Source organism: Mesorhizobium sp. CNPSo 4684, assembly GCF_057784315.1.
This window is the reverse complement of record NZ_JBWLUX010000007.1, coordinates 173794-188420: the sequence shown is the minus strand read 5'-3', so window position 1 is coordinate 188420 and position 14627 is coordinate 173794. Positions and strand designations below refer to the sequence as shown.

The following is a 14627-nucleotide window of genomic DNA, read 5'->3' as shown; positions in this document are numbered from 1 at the left end:
CCGGGCAACGGTTGGAAATTGATATCCTGGGAGGAGAATTAAGATGAAGAAATTCGTTACCGCCCTGGCCGCCGCCGCGGCCGTCACGCTTTATTCCTTCACCGTCTCAGCACAGACCTATCCCGAGCGCACCATCACCGTCGTCGTGCCGTTTGCAGCCGGCGGTCCGACCGATACGGTAACGCGCCTTGTCGCCGAAGCCATGTCGAAGGATCTCGGCCAGCAGATCATCGTCGAGAATGTCGGCGGCGCCGGCGGCACGCTGGGCGCCGGCCGCGTCGCCAACGCCGACCCTGACGGCTACACGCTGCTCCTCCATCACATCGGCATGGCGACAAGTGCCACGCTCTACAGGAAGCTCGCCTACGACACGCTGAATGCCTTCGAATATGTCGGCCTCGTCACCGAGGTGCCGATGGCCATCGTCGCCCGCAAGGATCTGGAGCCTACCGATCTGAAAGGGCTTGTCGAATACGCCAAGGCCAACAAGGACTCCATCACCGTCGCCAATGCCGGCATCGGGGCGGCCTCGCATCTGTGCGGCATGCTGTTCATGAGCGCCATCGGCACGCCGCTGGTCACCGTGCCTTACAAGGGCACCGGCCCGGCCATGACCGACCTTCTCGGCGGCCAGGTCGATATGATGTGCGACCAGACCACCAACACCACCAAGCAGATCCAGGGCGGCACGATCAAGGCCTATGCCGTCACCACGCCGGAACGCCTCGATGTCATGAAGGACGTCCCGACGACGATCGAAGGCGGCCTGCCCGCTGTGCAGGTCGGCATCTGGCACGGCCTCTATGCGCCGAAGGGCACGCCGGCTGCGGTCACCGACCGCCTGTCGAAATCGCTCCAGGTGGCGCTGAAGGACCCCAACGTCATCGCCCGCTTCGCCGAACTCGGCACCAAGCCGTCATCCGAAGCCGAAGCGACGCCGGCGGCGCTGAAGGCCAAGCTGGAAGGCGAGATCACGCGCTGGAAGCCGATCATCGAAGCCGCCGGCCAGTACGCCGACTGAGGACTTGAACAGGGCGCGACCAGCGCCCCGTTTTCGCTTCGACGCCCGTTTTCACATTTGCAACGGCAGGCCCGAGGCCTGGGAGGACCGTCATGAAACCTTTCGCAATCGACCGGACAAACGGCCTGTGCGCCGCGCTGTTCATCTTTTTCGGCGCCTTTTTCGCGATACAATCGCTCGGACTTGAGATCGGCACCGCCTTCCGCATGGGACCGGGCTATTTCCCACTGGTGCTGGCGATCGTCCTGATCGTGCTCGGCGCCATCATCCTGGTCCAGGCGGTGCGCATCGAAGGCGAGCCGATCGGCCCCATCGCCTGGCGCGGCATGTTCTTCATCCTGCCGGCGCCGATCTTCTTCGGCCTGACGGTGCGCGGCCTCGGCTTCGTCCCGTCGATCTTCCTGACGGCGCTGATCGCCTCCTTTGCCAGCGGCCGCATGAAGCCGCTGACCGCGCTTGTGCTGTCGGCCGGACTGACGCTGTTCTCGGTCCTGGTCTTCAGCTACGCGCTCGGGCTGCCGTTCCAGCGCTTCGGCCCATGGCTGCCCCAATGGCTAGCATTGTGAGGTGATGAGATGGACCTCCTCAAAAACCTCGAACTTGGCTTCTCGACGGCCACAACGCCCGCAAATCTCGGTTTCTGCCTGATCGGCGTCCTGCTCGGCACGCTGATCGGCGTCCTGCCCGGCATCGGCGCCACCGCAACCATCGCCATGCTGTTGCCGATCACCTTCCAGATCGGCGACCCGGTCTCCTCACTCATCATGCTTGCCGGCATTTATTACGGCGCCCAGTATGGCGGCTCGACCACCGCCATCCTCATCAACATGCCCGGCGAATCCTCCTCGGCCGTCACCGCGATCGACGGCTACCAGATGGCCCGCAACGGCCGCGCCGGGGCGGCGCTCGCCATCGCCGCGATCGGTTCGTTCTTCGCCGGCACGGTGTCGACCTTCCTGGTCGCCGTCTTTGCCCCGCCGCTGACGGCGATAGCGCTGCAATTCGGCGCGGCGGAGTATTTTTCGCTGATGATCGTCGGCCTCGTCTCGTCCGTCGCGCTCGCCCATGGCTCGATCGTCAAGGCGCTGGCGATGGTCGTGCTCGGCCTGCTGCTCGGCATCGTCGGCACCGACATCTACACCGGCACGCCGCGCTTCACGCTCGGCATCCGCGAGTATGCCGACGGGCTGAACTTCGTCGCGGTGGCGGTGGGCGTGTTCGGCATTGCCGAGATCCTGCGCAACCTCGAAAACGAACACGAGCGCTCGGTGCTGATCAAAAAGGTGTCCGGCCTGATGCCGACGCGCGACGACTTCAAGGCCATGGCGGCACCTATCGTGCGCGGCACCATCATCGGTTCGGCGCTCGGCATCCTGCCCGGCGGCGGCGCGGTGCTTGCCGCCTTTGCCTCCTACACGGTCGAAAAGCGCGTCTCGAAACACCCTGAGGAATTCGGCAAGGGTGCGATCGCCGGCGTCGCCGGGCCGGAATCAGCCAACAATGCCGGCGCCCAGACGTCCTTCATCCCGATGCTGACGCTGGGCATTCCGGCCAACCCGGTCATGGCGCTGATGATCGGCGCCATGATCATCCAGGGCATCGTGCCCGGCCCCAATGTCGCGACCGAGCAGCCGGCACTGTTCTGGGGCATCATAGCCTCGATGTGGATCGGCAATCTGATGCTGATCGTGCTGAACCTGCCGCTGATCGGGCTTTGGGTGAAGCTGCTGACGATCCCCTATTACGTGCTGTTCCCGATCATCATGGCGTTCTGCTCGATCGGCGTTTACAGCGTCAACACCAACGCCTTCGACCTGCATGCCGTCGCTTTCTTCGGCCTGCTTGGCTACGTCCTGACCAAGCTGCGCTGCGAACCCGCACCCCTGCTGCTCGGCTTCGTGCTCGGCCCGTTGCTGGAGGAAAACCTGCGCCGCGCCATGATCCTGTCGCGCGGCGATCCCTCGACCTTCGTGACCCGGCCGATCAGCGCCGGCCTGCTACTCGTGGCATTGGCCGTGCTCGTCGTCGTCTTCCTGCCCTCGGTCAAGAAGAAGCGCGAAGAGGTGTTTGTGGAGGAGAACTAGTTATCCGGAACGTCGAAGGGACCGAGCGTCGCGATCTCCACCAGCGGCGCCGGCACATCGGTGGTCTTTTCCGCCGCCTTGCAGATATCGGCGATGACGCAGGCCGGGCAATCCGGCTTGCGCGCCTTGCAGACATAGCGGCCATGCAGGATCAGCCAGTGATGCGCATGGCGCATATATTCGTCCGGGATGATCCGCAGCAGTCCCTGCTCGACCTGTTCCGGCGTCTTGCCGGGCGCCAGTCCCAGCCGGTTGCCGATGCGAAAAATGTGGGTGTCGACCGCCATCGTGTGCTGGCCGAACGCCATGTTGAGCACGACATTGGCGGTCTTGCGTCCGACCCCCGGCAGCTTGACCAACTCATCGCGCTCGCCGGGCACCTCTCCGCCATAGTCGCGTAGCAGCGCCTCCGACAGCGCAATCACGTTCTTGGCCTTGTTGCGCCAGAGCCCTATGGTTTTGATGTATTCGCCGACACGGGCCTCGCCCAGCGCCAGTATCTTTTCAGGCGTGTCGGCGACCTTGAACAGCGCCCGCGTCGCCTTGTTGACGCCGGCATCGGTCGCCTGCGCCGACAGCACCACCGCCACCAGCAGCGTGAAGGCGTTGACGTGCTCGAGTTCACCCTTCGGCTCGGGCCGCTGCACTGAAAACCGCCGGAAGATCTCATGCACTTCGGCGGCGCTGTAGAGCGAACGAACCCTTGCCGGCCGTGGCCGCGGCTTCGCGTTCGAGCCGTCGCGCCGGCCTGGCGGCAGTTCACTTTTGAGCATGGAAGAATCTTTGGACTTGGGGCTAGCCATTTCCCTCCTATAATATCCCGCCATGAGCGACACAAACGCCTCGTTTCAGGCTGACGAGCCCTTCTTTCACGCATTGTTGACCCCACACCGGTCGCTGGGAAGGACGGGCTTCCTGATCCTGATGGGCGCGCTGCTGTTCGGTTGGGTGGTGACCGGGGCGTTTTTCCTGTCGCGCGGCGCCTGGCCGGTGTTCGGCTTCTTCGGGCTCGACGTGATCGCCGTCTACATCGCCTTCCGCGCCAACTACCGCGCCGCCCGCGCCCACGAGGAGGTCTCGGTGTCGCGCACCAGCCTCGACATCCGCAAGACCGCGCCCTCGGGCAAATCGGAGGCGCATCGCTTCAACCCGTCCTGGGCGCGCTTTTCAGTCGCCCGCCACGCCGAGATCGGTATCACCAGGATGGCAGTTGAAGCACAGGGGCAGAATGTGCCGATCGGCTCGTTCCTGGATCCAGACTCCCGCGAAAGTTTTGCCACCGCGTTCTCGCGCGCTCTTGCGACCGCTAAAACGCGCTGAAGCGGCGCGCCTCAGAAACGGAAGCGCAGAATCCTGCCGACCTTGCGCAGTGCGGGAATGTGTCTCCAGAGCACGATGAACAGTTTCGCGGACCAGCCCATGTGAGCTGTGCGTTCGGCGCTGTAGGCCGAGATATCATCGACGAAGCGCAGCTTCGGAACGGCGCGCTCCAGTTCGTGCGGGTCGTCGATCGCCCAGTGGACCTCGGCGCCGGTCGCCCTGATGGTCGGATTGAGGCGAAGCATCTTCAGGCCGAATCGGCTGTAGGCGTCGAACATCAGCTCGCCGCCGGCAAGATGCGAGACGAGACGCGACAACAGGCGCGGCCCTTCCTCGGCCGGGAGATAAGGCGTCAGCCCCTCCATCACCACGACGGCCGGGCGATTGCGTGGCACTTGCGTCAGCCAGTCCGGTTCGGTCACCGACGACGCGACGAGGTGATAATCGTCCCGGGACGGGTAGAGCTTGCGCCTGAGGTCGATGACGTCAGGAAAATCGACATCGAACCACTCCACGCCATCGGGCGGATCGACGCGGAAGATGCGCGTATCGAGCCCGCTGCCGAGATGCAGCACGATGGCCCCAGGATTCCTGGCGACGAAGTCCTGAACGCGAACATCAAACGTCCTGGCGCGGATCGCCAGGCCGATGCCGAGATTGGTGTCGACCTTGAGCCGAGAAAAATCATAGTCGATGGCGCGCACAGCCTCATCCGCGAAACGGTCTTTGAGCAGCGAATGCTGCAACCGGCTCTCCAGCGCCTTGCCGTAGAGCGTCATCAGCAAGGTCTCCCTTGCCCCGGTCAGATTTACCTTTTCGCCGGCCATCGGCATCTCCCGCTTGGCAATGCAGTGTCTATTTGGGCCAATTTCTATTTGGGAGTGCTCGGCGACAAGGCAAGTTTCGGGTGGTTGCAGAGCGTGCAAAGACCGATATTCGCGGTCAAGGAGATATTGCCATGAACGCCCAGATGACCATGAATACGCAGATGAGACCGACGCCGATCCTGCAGCACGACATCACTCCCGAAGGCAACGACTACGAGGTCGTGCGCCGCGCCATCGAAAAGATCAGCCTCGACTACCGCGACCAGCCCTCGCTGGAAGCTTTGGCAGCCGATGTCGGCGAGACGCCGACCGGCCTGCAAAAACTGTTCACCCGCTGGGCCGGCCTGTCGCCAAAAGCCTTCCTGCAGGCTGTCACCCTCGACCATGCGCGCAAGCTGCTCGATTCCGGCATGCCGCTCCTGGAAACATCGTTCGAGCTCGGCATGTCCGGCCCCGGCCGGCTGCATGATCTCTTCGTCACCCATGAAGCGATGTCGCCGGGCGATTACAAGACGCGCGGCGCCGGGCTGACTATCCGCTACGGCTACCACATCTCGCCCTTCGGCATTGCGCTCATCATGGTCACCGACCGCGGCCTTGCGGGGCTCGCCTTCAACGATCCGGGCGGCGAGCGGGCGGCCTTCGCCGACATGTCGGGCCGTTGGCCGAACGCGACCTATGTCGAGGACATGAGCGCCACCCAACCCTATGCCGCGCGCATCTTCGATCCGACGCTGTGGCGCGCCGACCAGCCGCTGCGCGTGGTGATGATCGGCACCGACTTCCAGCTGCGTGTCTGGGACGCGCTGCTCAGGATCCCGATGGGCAGGGCCTGCACCTACTCCTCGATCGCCGCCGGCATCGGCGCGCCGAAGGCGAGCCGTGCGGTCGGCGCGGCAGTCGGCGCCAACCCGCTGTCCTTCGTCGTGCCGTGTCACCGGGCGATCGGCAAGTGCGGTGCGCTGACCGGCTACCATTGGGGTCTCACGCGCAAGCGCGCCATCCTCGGTTGGGAAGCAGGCCAGACCGCATCCTGAAGCGCCAGCATCAAACGACACCGGCGAAAACCCTTCGCCGGTGTTTTTCTTTTTGCGAGCCCTCGGAAGTCGAGCAAAACATCCGCACGCTCTGGCAAGCCGCCGGCTTACAGGTTAGCTTCCCGCGCATTCCCGCAGGAGGCCTTTTCTTGATCATCGTTGTCGGCTCGATCAACCTCGACCTCATCGCCAATGTCGACCGCTTGCCTTCGCCGGGTGAAACGGTCCGCGGCTCCGGTTTCACCACCGCGCCCGGCGGCAAGGGCGCCAACCAGGCGCTGGCCGCGGCGCGCGCCGGCGCCAAGGTGCGCATGGTCGGCGCCGTCGGCAAGGACAACTTCGCCACCGAGGCGCAGGCGCTGCTTGTCGCGGGCAAGGTCGATCTGTCGGGCGTCGGCCAGAGCTTCGCTTCCACCGGCACGGCGCTGATCCTGGTCGGCGCCGACGGCGAGAACGTGATCGCCGTGGTGCCGGGCGCCAATGATTCGGTGCTGCCCGGCGATCTCGCCAAAGCTTTCCTTGGTAAGGGCGACGTCGTTCTGCTGCAGCACGAAATCCCGCTGCAGACGGTCGATGCAGCGCTTGACGCCGCCCGCGCCGCCGGCGCGATCACCGTGCTCAACACCGCGCCCTTCCGCGGCGACGCGGCTTCCTTTCTCGGCAAAGCCGACTACGCCGTCGCCAACGAAACCGAATTCGACCTTTACGGCGAGGCGCTGTCGCTGAAAGGCCGCGACCGCGCGGCGCGCATGCGCGACTTCGCCGGCAAGACCGGCCGCACCATTGTCGTCACGCTCGGCGGCGACGGCGTGCTGGCCGCGACCCCGGACGATTTGCTGACCGTGCCGGCGCTCAAGATCACCCCGGTCGATACGGTCGGCGCCGGCGATACGTTTTGCGGCTACCTTGCCGCCGGGCTGGCGGCGGGCCTGCCGCTCCACCAGGCTCTCACCCGCGCCGCGGCAGCGGGCTCCCTGGCCTGCCTGAAGCCCGGCGCCCAGCCGGCGATCCCGCTGGCGGCGGACGTCGATGCCGCCCTGCGTAACGCCGCCGGATGACAGCCATGCGCCCCGCCACGAAACACGCCGTGCCGCCGGCCGGCGATATTTGCCGCCTTTCCGCCATCGACCTTGCCGAAGCGATCCGGCTTCGCCGCCTGTCCGTGCGCGAGGTGGTCACGGCCTTCCTCGACCGCATAGAAGCGGTGAACCCGCTGGTCAACGCCATAGTCTCACTGCGCGAGCGCGCCGACATTTTGCGCGAGGCCGACGCGGCGGACGCGCATCTGGCGCAGGGCGGACAGACCGGCTCCCTGTTCGGCCTGCCGATGGCGATAAAAGACCTCGCCATGACCAGCGGCCTAAGAACCAGTTCCGGCTCGCCGATCTTCGCCGATTTCGTGCCGCAGGAAGATGATTTCTTCGTCGAGCGTATCCGCAACGCCGGCGCCATCATCATCGGCAAGACCAACGTTCCCGAATTCGGGCTGGGATCCAACACCTATAACAACGTGTTCGGTCCGACCTTGAACGCTTTCGATCCGGCGCTCACCGCCGGCGGCTCGAGCGGCGGCGCCGCGGTCGCCCTTGCGCTGGACATGGTGCCTGTCGCCGACGGCAGCGATTTCGGCGGCTCGCTGCGCAATCCGGCCGCCTGGAACAATGTCTATGGCTTCCGCCCGTCGCAGGGCCTTGTCCCCGGCGGACCGGACGTCGAGGTCTTTCATGCCCAGATGGGCGTCGACGGGCCGATGGGCCGTAATGTGCGTGACATGGCGCTGCTGCTCGATGTGCAAGCGGGCTACCATCCACAGGCGCCGCTGTCCTGGGAGAAATCAGGCTCCTTCCTCGAAGGGTTGGCAACGCCGGCAAAGGGCGGCCGCATCGGCTGGCTCGGCGATCTCGGCGGTCATCTGCCGGTCGAAGCCGGCATCCTCGACCTGTGCGAGGCCGGGCTCGGACGCTTCGCCCAGGCATCTTTCGTGAGCGAGCCCTTGCTGCCGGATGTCGATTTCGAAGCGCTGTGGCAGGCTTTCGTAACGCTGCGCCAGGCGAGCAGTGGCTCGGCGCTGAAAGTCCATTATGACGACCCGCACAAGCGCGCCCTGCTGAAACCGGAAGCCGTCTGGGAGGTAGAGAACGCCATGCGGCTGACGGCGCCGCAGATCCGCGCAGCCTCGGTCGTCCGCACCTCCTGGCACCGCACGCTGCTGTCGCTGTTCGAGCGCTTCGATCTCATCGCGCTGCCGACGGCGCAGGTCTTTCCTTTCGAAGTCGGCATCCACTGGCCGCAGGAGGTCGCCGGACGCGCGATGAACAGCTACCACCGCTGGATGCAGGTTTCGGCCTTCGCCACACTGGGTGGCTGTCCGGCGCTCAACGTGCCGGTCGGCTTCGACGCCGCGGGCAGGCCGATGGGCATGCAGCTGATCGGTCGGCCGCGCGGCGATCTCGCCGTGCTCAGGGCCGGCGCGGCCTATGAGGCGACGCTGCCGTGGCAGGCCGGAGCCTCCTGATGTCAACCCGCGGCTGCCGGCGACCTCTCCTGCCGGCTTGCACCGGCGTCGCCGGCGTGCATTGATCAGGCCCTGCCGCGCCCGCGCGAGGCGCATTCTGCCGAGGAAATCCCCGAGGAATCCCAATGTCGCTGGAACTCTACGCCGCCTATGTCCTTGCCTGCATCGTCATCATCCTGGTGCCCGGACCGACCGTGACGCTGATCATCGCCAACAGCATCCGCCACGGCGCGCGGGCCGGGCTTGCCAATGTCGCCGGCACGCAGGCCGGGCTTGCTGTCATGATCGCCATTGTCGGCATCGGCCTCAACACGCTCATATCAGGCATGGGCCACTGGTTCGAATGGGTGCGCCTGATCGGCGCCGCCTACCTGATCTGGATGGGCGTGCAGATGTTCCGCGCCAAGGGCACGCTGAACGCCGACGGCACCGCCAGGCAGCCGCGCGGCGGCTTCTTCCTGCAGGGCTTGGCTGTGGCGCTGAGCAACCCCAAGACGCTGGTCTTCTTCGGCGCCTTCTTCCCGCAGTTCATCGCCCCGCAGGGCAATTACACGCTGCAGATCGTCGTCATGGGCCTCACCGCCATGATCTTCGCCGCCGTCTCGGATTCGACCTACGCGCTCGCCGCCAGCCGCGCCGGCCGCCTGCTCTCGGCCAGCCGCATCAAACTGATGTCGAGGATCAGCGGCAGTTTTTTGGTCGGCGGCGGCCTGTGGTTGGCGTTTTCAAAGGCGAAGTAAGCGCCCCTTCCCTCGCCCCGTTTACGGGGAGAGGGTGGTCGCGAAGCGATCGGGTGAGGGGCGGCGCCGGGATTGCAGGCTAAATTTCAACGGATGCGCCGCCCCTCATCCGCCTGCCGGCACCTTCTCCCCGTAAACGGGGAGAAGGGAGCTTTTACAGCCGCGCCAACCGCTCCACCAGCAGCGCGAAAAAGGCGTCATGGTCGATGTCGCGCATCACCATGGCGTTCTTCGGCCGCTTGGTCACGCCCCACCAGTCGATCACGGTCATGCCCATGGTGAGTTCGGAGGCCGTTTCCACGGTGACGTTGCACTTGCGCCCATTGAACAGGCCCGGCTTCAACAGATAGGCAATGACGCAGGGGTCGTGCAGCGGGCCGCCATCGGTGCCGTATTTCTCCTCGTCGAAGCGCTCGAAGAATTCCAGCATCTCGGCCGTCGCCGTGCCGACCCTGGTGCCGAGCTTGCGGATGGCCTGCGTGCGCTTGGCCGTGGTCAGCGCCTTGTGGGTAACGTCGAGCGGCATCATGACGATCGGGATGCCGGATTTGAACACGACCTCGGCGGCTTGAGGGTCGACATAGATGTTGAATTCGGCGGTCGGCGTGACATTACCGCCCTCGAAGAAACCGCCGCCCATCAGCACGATTTCCTTGATGCGCGGCGCGATCTTCGGTTCGCGGATCAGCGCCAGCGCGACATTGGTGAGCGGGCCGAGTGCGCACAGCGTGATCGTGCCGGCCTCTTCCTTCATCAACGTCTCGACGATGAAATCGACCGCATACTGGTGCTGCAGCTTCATCTTCGGGTCGGGCAGTTGCGGGCCGTTGAGGCCGGTCTTGCCATGCACTTCCTCGGCGGTGACGAGTTCGCGCGCCAGCGGGCGGATGGCGCCGGCATAGACATTGATATCGGGGCGACCGGCCAGTTCGCAGATTTTTCTGGCGTTCTTCTCGGTCAATTTCAGCGGCACGTTGCCGGCAACAGCGGTGATGCCGACGATCTCCAGCTCGGCGCTGCCAAGCGCCAGCAATATGGCGACGGCATCGTCCTGGCCGGGATCCGTGTCGATGATGATCTTGCGGGTATGGGGCATTTCATTTCCTTATGCGGGGGAGTCTTTTTGGCGGGGGTTTTAGACGGCTTGAACTTCGCCGCGGCGCGGACCATATCAAGACCATCGGGAAAAATGCCATCCGGGTTTTTCCAGTTTATGTCGCTCCAAAGAGGACAGTGTAACATGAGCCGAATGACGCCCTTCTCCAGCCCGCTTCTCCTGGGTTTCGATGCCATGGAAAAGACCCTGGAACGATTGGCGAAATCCGGTGACAGCTATCCTCCCTACAACATCGAGCGCCTTAGCGGTGCCGACGGCAAGGCCGAAAGGCTGCGCATTACGCTCGCTGTGGCGGGATTCGCCGAAAGCGATCTCGATGTCACCACGGAGGAAAACCAGCTGGTCGTGCGCGGCCGTCAGACCGACGACACCGAGCGCGAATTCCTCCACCGCGGCATTGCCGCGCGCCAGTTCCAGCGCTGTTTCGTGCTGGCCGACGGCATGCGGGTGATCGCGGCGGAACTGAAGAACGGCCTTTTGTCGATCGATCTCGATCGGCCGGAGTCCGAACGGCTGGTACGGAAAATAAATATATCGGTGAAAGACTGATCTTTACCGATGGCTCTGATGCGGGATGGCCTTGAGCGGCGTCCACGCGCCAAGGAGGCTTTGAAATGACCAGAACTGACGAAACCATCACCATGACCAGCGGCGAATTCGCCCATCTCGGCGAAGGCTCGGTCGCTTACCTCCGCAAGGTCTCGAGCGACGAACTGCTCGGTCGCTTCCCCAATCTCGGCGAAATCGCGCCCGGCATGGTCTTGTGGGCCCTGTTTGCCGCCAACGGCCAGCCGATCCTGCTTTCCGATGCGAAAGACCGGGCTCTGGCCGGCGCCATGGAAAACGACCTGACCACTGTCGCCATTCACTAAAACCATGATCCCGAAAAGCGGGAACCGGTTTTCGGGCAAGATCATGGTTGACCGATAGAAATCGGCGATTGTCAGGATCGGAAATGCAAAGGGCCGCCTTTTGGCGGCCCCTGGAAGACTTAATTCCCAAAAGACTTCAGGCCGCGTGCGAGGCCTGCGTGTCCGACAGCAGCGCGTGGATGGCGACCGCATCGCGCGTGCCCCTGATCTTGGCCACCGTGTCGGCGTCACGCAACACCCTTGCGATGCGCGACAGCGCCTTGAGGTGATCGGCGCCGGCGCCTTCCGGGGCCAGCAGCAAAAACACCAGATCGACCGGCTGGTCGTCCAGCGCCTCGAAATCGACCGGCGTTTCCAGCCGGGCAAAGACGCCGGCGATGCGCTTGACCCCGGCGAGCTTGCCGTGCGGAATGGCGATGCCGTTGCCGACGCCGGTGGAGCCCAGCCGTTCGCGCTGCAGGATGGTGTCGAACACTTCGCGCTCCGGAATGCCGGAAATCGCCGCCGCTCTCTCGGACAGCAATTGCAGAAGCTGCTTTTTGGAGTTCGCCTTCAACGCCGGCATGATCGCCGGAACGTTGATAAGATCGCTCAGATCCATGCTTGAAAATCCCTTATTCGCCTGCCGTCGCCAGTCCTCGCCCCTCGCGCGGCTGGTTCTTATCCCTGTGCGACTATTGTCGTCATCCTTGTGCGACTTTGGTCGTGGACGGGTCGATCCAGCCGATATTTCCGTCCGGCCGCCGATAGACGATGTTGAGGTGGTCGTTTCCGGCGTTGCGGAAGACGAAGACCGGGCTGTCCTTGGTGTCGAGCTCGATGACTGCCGACGCCACCGACATGGTTTGCAGCGTCATGGTTGATTCGGCGACGATGGCCGGCGCGAAATCCTCCGGAATCTCCTCGTCGTCGTCGGCTAGCGGCGCCATCACCGTATAGGCGATGTCGGTCATTTCGCCATTTCCGTTGCCTGAATTGTGCGACTTCAGCCGGCGCTTATAGCGCCGAAGCCGCGTTTCGAGGCGATCCGCAGCCGCCTCGAAGGCAAGCGTTGGATCCTGGGCGTCCCCGGTCGCCTGCAGCGAAGCGCCGGAATCCAGCCTGATCATGCAGTCGGCGGAGTAACGCGAACCCGATTTGATGACCGTGACATGCCCTGAAAAACCGCGGTCGAAATATTTTCCGATCGCCTCTCCGACACGGTCGGTGATGCGCGTACGAAACGCATCGCCGATATCCATGTGCTTTCCCGATATGCGCAGCTTCATCTGAAAACTGACCTTCCTTGCTCAGGCTTCAAACTGGCCAGAGTTTATACTCGTGGTCCGTGCGCACAAGCTTTGCGGCGTCAACTCGCGCCGATTTTAGATCCGAACTTTCCGGTTGATCACAATCCGCCTTCTTGGCCGTCCCGTGGCCTTCATCGTGACGGACCATCCGCATGCGGGCAATTCAGCCCGTCTCATGCGGGCGGGCTTCTAGACACTTCATTGCGGCTTGTCAATGAAGGCCTAGAGTTGTGGAAATCCAGCCACAGCAAAAGCCGTGTCGGGCAAGCAGAACTAGCGCCCGGCGCTGGCCAGAGCGCGCTTCTCGCGCCGCCTCTGCACCGATGAGGGAATGTTCATGCCCTCGCGGTATTTGGCCACGGTGCGCCTGGCAATATCGACGCCGCTTTCTTTCAACATGTCGACGATGGCGTCATCGGACAGCACGTCTGCGGGCTTTTCCTCGTCGATCAGCTGCTTGATGCGGTCGCGCACCGCTTCCGAGGAATGCGCATCGCCACCGCCCGATGCCGCGATCGAAGCGGTGAAGAAATAGCGCAGCTCGAATACGCCGCGCGGCGTCAGCATGTATTTGTTGGCCGTCACCCGGCTGACGGTCGATTCGTGCATGCCGATGGCATCGGCCACCGTGCGCAGGTTGAGCGGCCTGAGATGACGCACGCCATGGACCAGAAAAGCGTCCTGCTGGCGCACGATTTCCGACGCCACTTTCAGGATCGTCTTTGCCCGCTGGTCGAGGCTGCGCGTCAGCCAATTGGCGTTTTGCAGGCATTCGGCCAAAAAATCCTTCTCCGCCTGGTTCTTGGCCTGCGGCGAGACCTGGGCGAAATAAATATGGTCGACCAGAACCCGCGGCAGCGTCTCGGCGTTGAGCTCGACCGTCCAGCTGCCGTCATTGGCGGCGCGGACTTCGACATCGGCAACGATGGCGTCGCTGGTGCCGCCCGAGAACGCCATGCCTGGGCGCGGGTCGAGCGCGCGGATTTCGGCCAACATGTCGAGCAGATCCTCCTCGTCGACCCCGCAAAGCCGCTTCAGCGTCTGGAAATCGCGCCGCGCCAGGAGTTCAAGGTTGCCGACCAGCGTCTTCATCGCCGGATCGAGGCGATCGCGCACGGCAAGCTGCAGCGACAGGCACTCGGCAAGGTCGCGCGCAAACAGGCCGACCGGCTCGAATGTCTGGCAAACGACCAGCACCTTGGCCACCATGGCCTGATCGGCGCCGAGCCGTTTCGCGATGTCAGCCAGGTCGGCGCGCAGATAGCCGGCCTCGTCCAGGCCATCGGCCAGTTCGCCGGCGATCAGCCTTGCGGCCGGATCGGCAAAGGCAAGCGCAATCTGCTCGCCGACATGCTGGCGCAGCGTGATGGCGGCGGCAGCCATGTCGCCGACGTCGAAGCCTTCGGACGAGCCGGACGAACCATTGCCGGTCGCCGACTTCCACTGCGCCGTCAGGTCAGGACCGAGCCGCTCGCTGGTGCCGGGATCGTCTGGAAACAGGTTCTCCAGCGAGCTGTCGAGCTTGTCCGAGATTGCTTCGGCGCTCCACGCCGTCTCGCTCTCGAACCAGTCGCCATCGGCGGCAGGCTCAGGCGCGGCGTCGCCCTTCTGCACCTGGTCGCTTGCGGCGTCATCCTGGGGCTCGGCGCGCTCCAGCAACGGATTGCGCTCGATCTCGTCGTCGATGAAGTGGTCGAGCTCGATATGGGTGAGCTGCAGCAGCCTGATCGACTGCATCAGTTGCGGCGTCATCACCAGCGACTGGGATTGTCGTAGCTGTAGTTTCGCCGCCAGCGCCATGGTTC

Annotated in this window: 16 protein-coding genes; 10 read left to right on the top strand and 6 right to left on the bottom strand. The window is 64.2% G+C overall.

Annotation, left to right across the window (positions count from 1 at the left end; all coding sequences use genetic code 11):
* Positions 1-43 precede the first annotated feature (43 nt).
* The 3 genes from AC04SG_RS08655 (at position 44) to AC04SG_RS08645 (ending at position 3105) form a co-directional block, all read left to right on the top strand.
* Positions 44-1021, top strand: a complete 978-nt coding sequence (locus AC04SG_RS08655) for a tripartite tricarboxylate transporter substrate-binding protein (RefSeq protein ID WP_488550689.1) — start codon at positions 44-46, stop codon at positions 1019-1021.
* A gap of 92 nt (positions 1022-1113) precedes the next feature.
* Positions 1114-1587, top strand: a complete 474-nt coding sequence (locus AC04SG_RS08650; protein ID WP_488550688.1) for a tripartite tricarboxylate transporter TctB family protein — start codon at positions 1114-1116, stop codon at positions 1585-1587.
* A gap of 9 nt (positions 1588-1596) precedes the next feature.
* Positions 1597-3105 (top strand): tripartite tricarboxylate transporter permease, encoded by a 1509-nt coding sequence (locus AC04SG_RS08645; protein WP_352559655.1) that lies wholly within the window; start codon positions 1597-1599, stop codon positions 3103-3105.
* Here the strand turns inward: AC04SG_RS08645 and nth are convergent.
* Entirely contained in the window at positions 3102-3908 is an 807-nt protein-coding gene (nth, locus tag AC04SG_RS08640; RefSeq protein ID WP_488550687.1) for an endonuclease III, read from the bottom strand. The two genes, AC04SG_RS08645 and nth, sit on opposite strands and share 4 nt — an antisense overlap.
* A gap of 22 nt (positions 3909-3930) precedes the next feature.
* Between nth and AC04SG_RS08635 the strand changes: the two genes are divergently transcribed.
* Complete coding sequence (locus AC04SG_RS08635; RefSeq protein ID WP_488550686.1) at positions 3931-4425, top strand: DUF2244 domain-containing protein; 495 nt, start codon at positions 3931-3933, stop codon at positions 4423-4425.
* An 11-nt stretch (positions 4426-4436) separates the two neighbouring features.
* Here AC04SG_RS08635 and AC04SG_RS08630 read toward each other — a convergent pair whose 3' ends face one another.
* Positions 4437-5252 carry a class I SAM-dependent methyltransferase gene (locus AC04SG_RS08630; RefSeq protein ID WP_488550685.1) on the bottom strand — a complete coding sequence of 272 codons (816 nt, stop codon included), beginning with the start codon at positions 5250-5252 and terminating at the stop codon, positions 4437-4439.
* A gap of 131 nt (positions 5253-5383) precedes the next feature.
* On the opposite strand from AC04SG_RS08630, the gene AC04SG_RS08625 reads away from it, so the two are divergent.
* The 4 genes from AC04SG_RS08625 (at position 5384) to AC04SG_RS08610 (ending at position 9544) form a co-directional block, all read left to right on the top strand.
* Positions 5384-6289, top strand: a complete 906-nt coding sequence (locus tag AC04SG_RS08625) for a methylated-DNA--[protein]-cysteine S-methyltransferase (RefSeq protein WP_488550684.1) — start codon at positions 5384-5386, stop codon at positions 6287-6289.
* A gap of 149 nt (positions 6290-6438) precedes the next feature.
* The gene (locus AC04SG_RS08620; RefSeq protein WP_488550683.1) at positions 6439-7347 is read left to right on the top strand and encodes a ribokinase; all 909 of its coding nucleotides are present in this window, start codon (positions 6439-6441) and stop codon (positions 7345-7347) included.
* Positions 7344-8804: an amidase gene (locus tag AC04SG_RS08615; protein ID WP_488550682.1), complete on the top strand. Its 1461-nt coding sequence runs from the start codon at positions 7344-7346 to the stop codon at positions 8802-8804. Before AC04SG_RS08620 ends, AC04SG_RS08615 begins: the two co-directional genes overlap by 4 nt.
* A gap of 125 nt (positions 8805-8929) precedes the next feature.
* Complete coding sequence (locus tag AC04SG_RS08610) at positions 8930-9544, top strand: LysE family translocator (protein WP_488550681.1); 615 nt, start codon at positions 8930-8932, stop codon at positions 9542-9544.
* A 154-nt stretch (positions 9545-9698) separates the two neighbouring features.
* On the opposite strand, the gene AC04SG_RS08605 is transcribed toward AC04SG_RS08610, so the two are convergent.
* Complete coding sequence (locus AC04SG_RS08605) at positions 9699-10640, bottom strand: nucleoside hydrolase (RefSeq protein WP_488550680.1); 942 nt, start codon at positions 10638-10640, stop codon at positions 9699-9701.
* A 144-nt stretch (positions 10641-10784) separates the two neighbouring features.
* Here AC04SG_RS08605 and AC04SG_RS08600 point away from each other — a divergent pair, with 144 nt between their 5' ends.
* On the top strand, positions 10785-11210 hold the full coding sequence (locus AC04SG_RS08600; RefSeq protein WP_013893014.1) for an Hsp20 family protein: 426 nt from the start codon (positions 10785-10787) through the stop codon (positions 11208-11210).
* Positions 11211-11275: 65 nt separating this feature from the next.
* A complete protein-coding gene (locus tag AC04SG_RS08595) occupies positions 11276-11533 on the top strand; it encodes a BQ00720 family protein (RefSeq protein WP_023683072.1) in 258 nt (85 codons plus the stop codon).
* A 136-nt stretch (positions 11534-11669) separates the two neighbouring features.
* Here the strand turns inward: AC04SG_RS08595 and ptsN are convergent, their stop codons facing one another.
* From ptsN to rpoN, 3 genes are all read right to left on the bottom strand, one after another.
* Complete coding sequence (gene ptsN / locus AC04SG_RS08590) at positions 11670-12134, bottom strand: PTS IIA-like nitrogen regulatory protein PtsN (RefSeq protein WP_006200387.1); 465 nt, start codon at positions 12132-12134, stop codon at positions 11670-11672.
* 82 nt (positions 12135-12216) lie between these two features.
* Complete coding sequence (hpf, locus tag AC04SG_RS08585; protein ID WP_488550679.1) at positions 12217-12801, bottom strand: ribosome hibernation-promoting factor, HPF/YfiA family; 585 nt, start codon at positions 12799-12801, stop codon at positions 12217-12219.
* Between the two features lie 294 nt (positions 12802-13095).
* The gene (gene rpoN, locus AC04SG_RS08580; protein WP_488550678.1) at positions 13096-14622 is read right to left on the bottom strand and encodes an RNA polymerase factor sigma-54; all 1527 of its coding nucleotides are present in this window, start codon (positions 14620-14622) and stop codon (positions 13096-13098) included.
* Between the last annotated feature and the right edge of the window lie 5 nt (positions 14623-14627).

Coding starts and splice junctions, on each gene's coding strand:
- AC04SG_RS08655 (WP_488550689.1), top strand. CDS start 44: ATGAAGAAATTCGTTACCGCCCTGGCCGCCGCCGCGGCCGTCACGCTT.
- AC04SG_RS08650 (WP_488550688.1), top strand. CDS start 1,114: ATGAAACCTTTCGCAATCGACCGGACAAACGGCCTGTGCGCCGCGCTG.
- AC04SG_RS08645 (WP_352559655.1), top strand. CDS start 1,597: ATGGACCTCCTCAAAAACCTCGAACTTGGCTTCTCGACGGCCACAACG.
- nth (WP_488550687.1), bottom strand. CDS start 3,908: ATGGCTAGCCCCAAGTCCAAAGATTCTTCCATGCTCAAAAGTGAACTG.
- AC04SG_RS08635 (WP_488550686.1), top strand. CDS start 3,931: ATGAGCGACACAAACGCCTCGTTTCAGGCTGACGAGCCCTTCTTTCAC.
- AC04SG_RS08630 (WP_488550685.1), bottom strand. CDS start 5,252: ATGGCCGGCGAAAAGGTAAATCTGACCGGGGCAAGGGAGACCTTGCTG.
- AC04SG_RS08625 (WP_488550684.1), top strand. CDS start 5,384: ATGAACGCCCAGATGACCATGAATACGCAGATGAGACCGACGCCGATC.
- AC04SG_RS08615 (WP_488550682.1), top strand. CDS start 7,344: ATGACAGCCATGCGCCCCGCCACGAAACACGCCGTGCCGCCGGCCGGC.
- AC04SG_RS08610 (WP_488550681.1), top strand. CDS start 8,930: ATGTCGCTGGAACTCTACGCCGCCTATGTCCTTGCCTGCATCGTCATC.
- AC04SG_RS08605 (WP_488550680.1), bottom strand. CDS start 10,640: ATGCCCCATACCCGCAAGATCATCATCGACACGGATCCCGGCCAGGAC.
- AC04SG_RS08600 (WP_013893014.1), top strand. CDS start 10,785: ATGAGCCGAATGACGCCCTTCTCCAGCCCGCTTCTCCTGGGTTTCGAT.
- AC04SG_RS08595 (WP_023683072.1), top strand. CDS start 11,276: ATGACCAGAACTGACGAAACCATCACCATGACCAGCGGCGAATTCGCC.
- ptsN (WP_006200387.1), bottom strand. CDS start 12,134: ATGGATCTGAGCGATCTTATCAACGTTCCGGCGATCATGCCGGCGTTG.
- hpf (WP_488550679.1), bottom strand. CDS start 12,801: ATGAAGCTGCGCATATCGGGAAAGCACATGGATATCGGCGATGCGTTT.
- rpoN (WP_488550678.1), bottom strand. CDS start 14,622: ATGGCGCTGGCGGCGAAACTACAGCTACGACAATCCCAGTCGCTGGTG.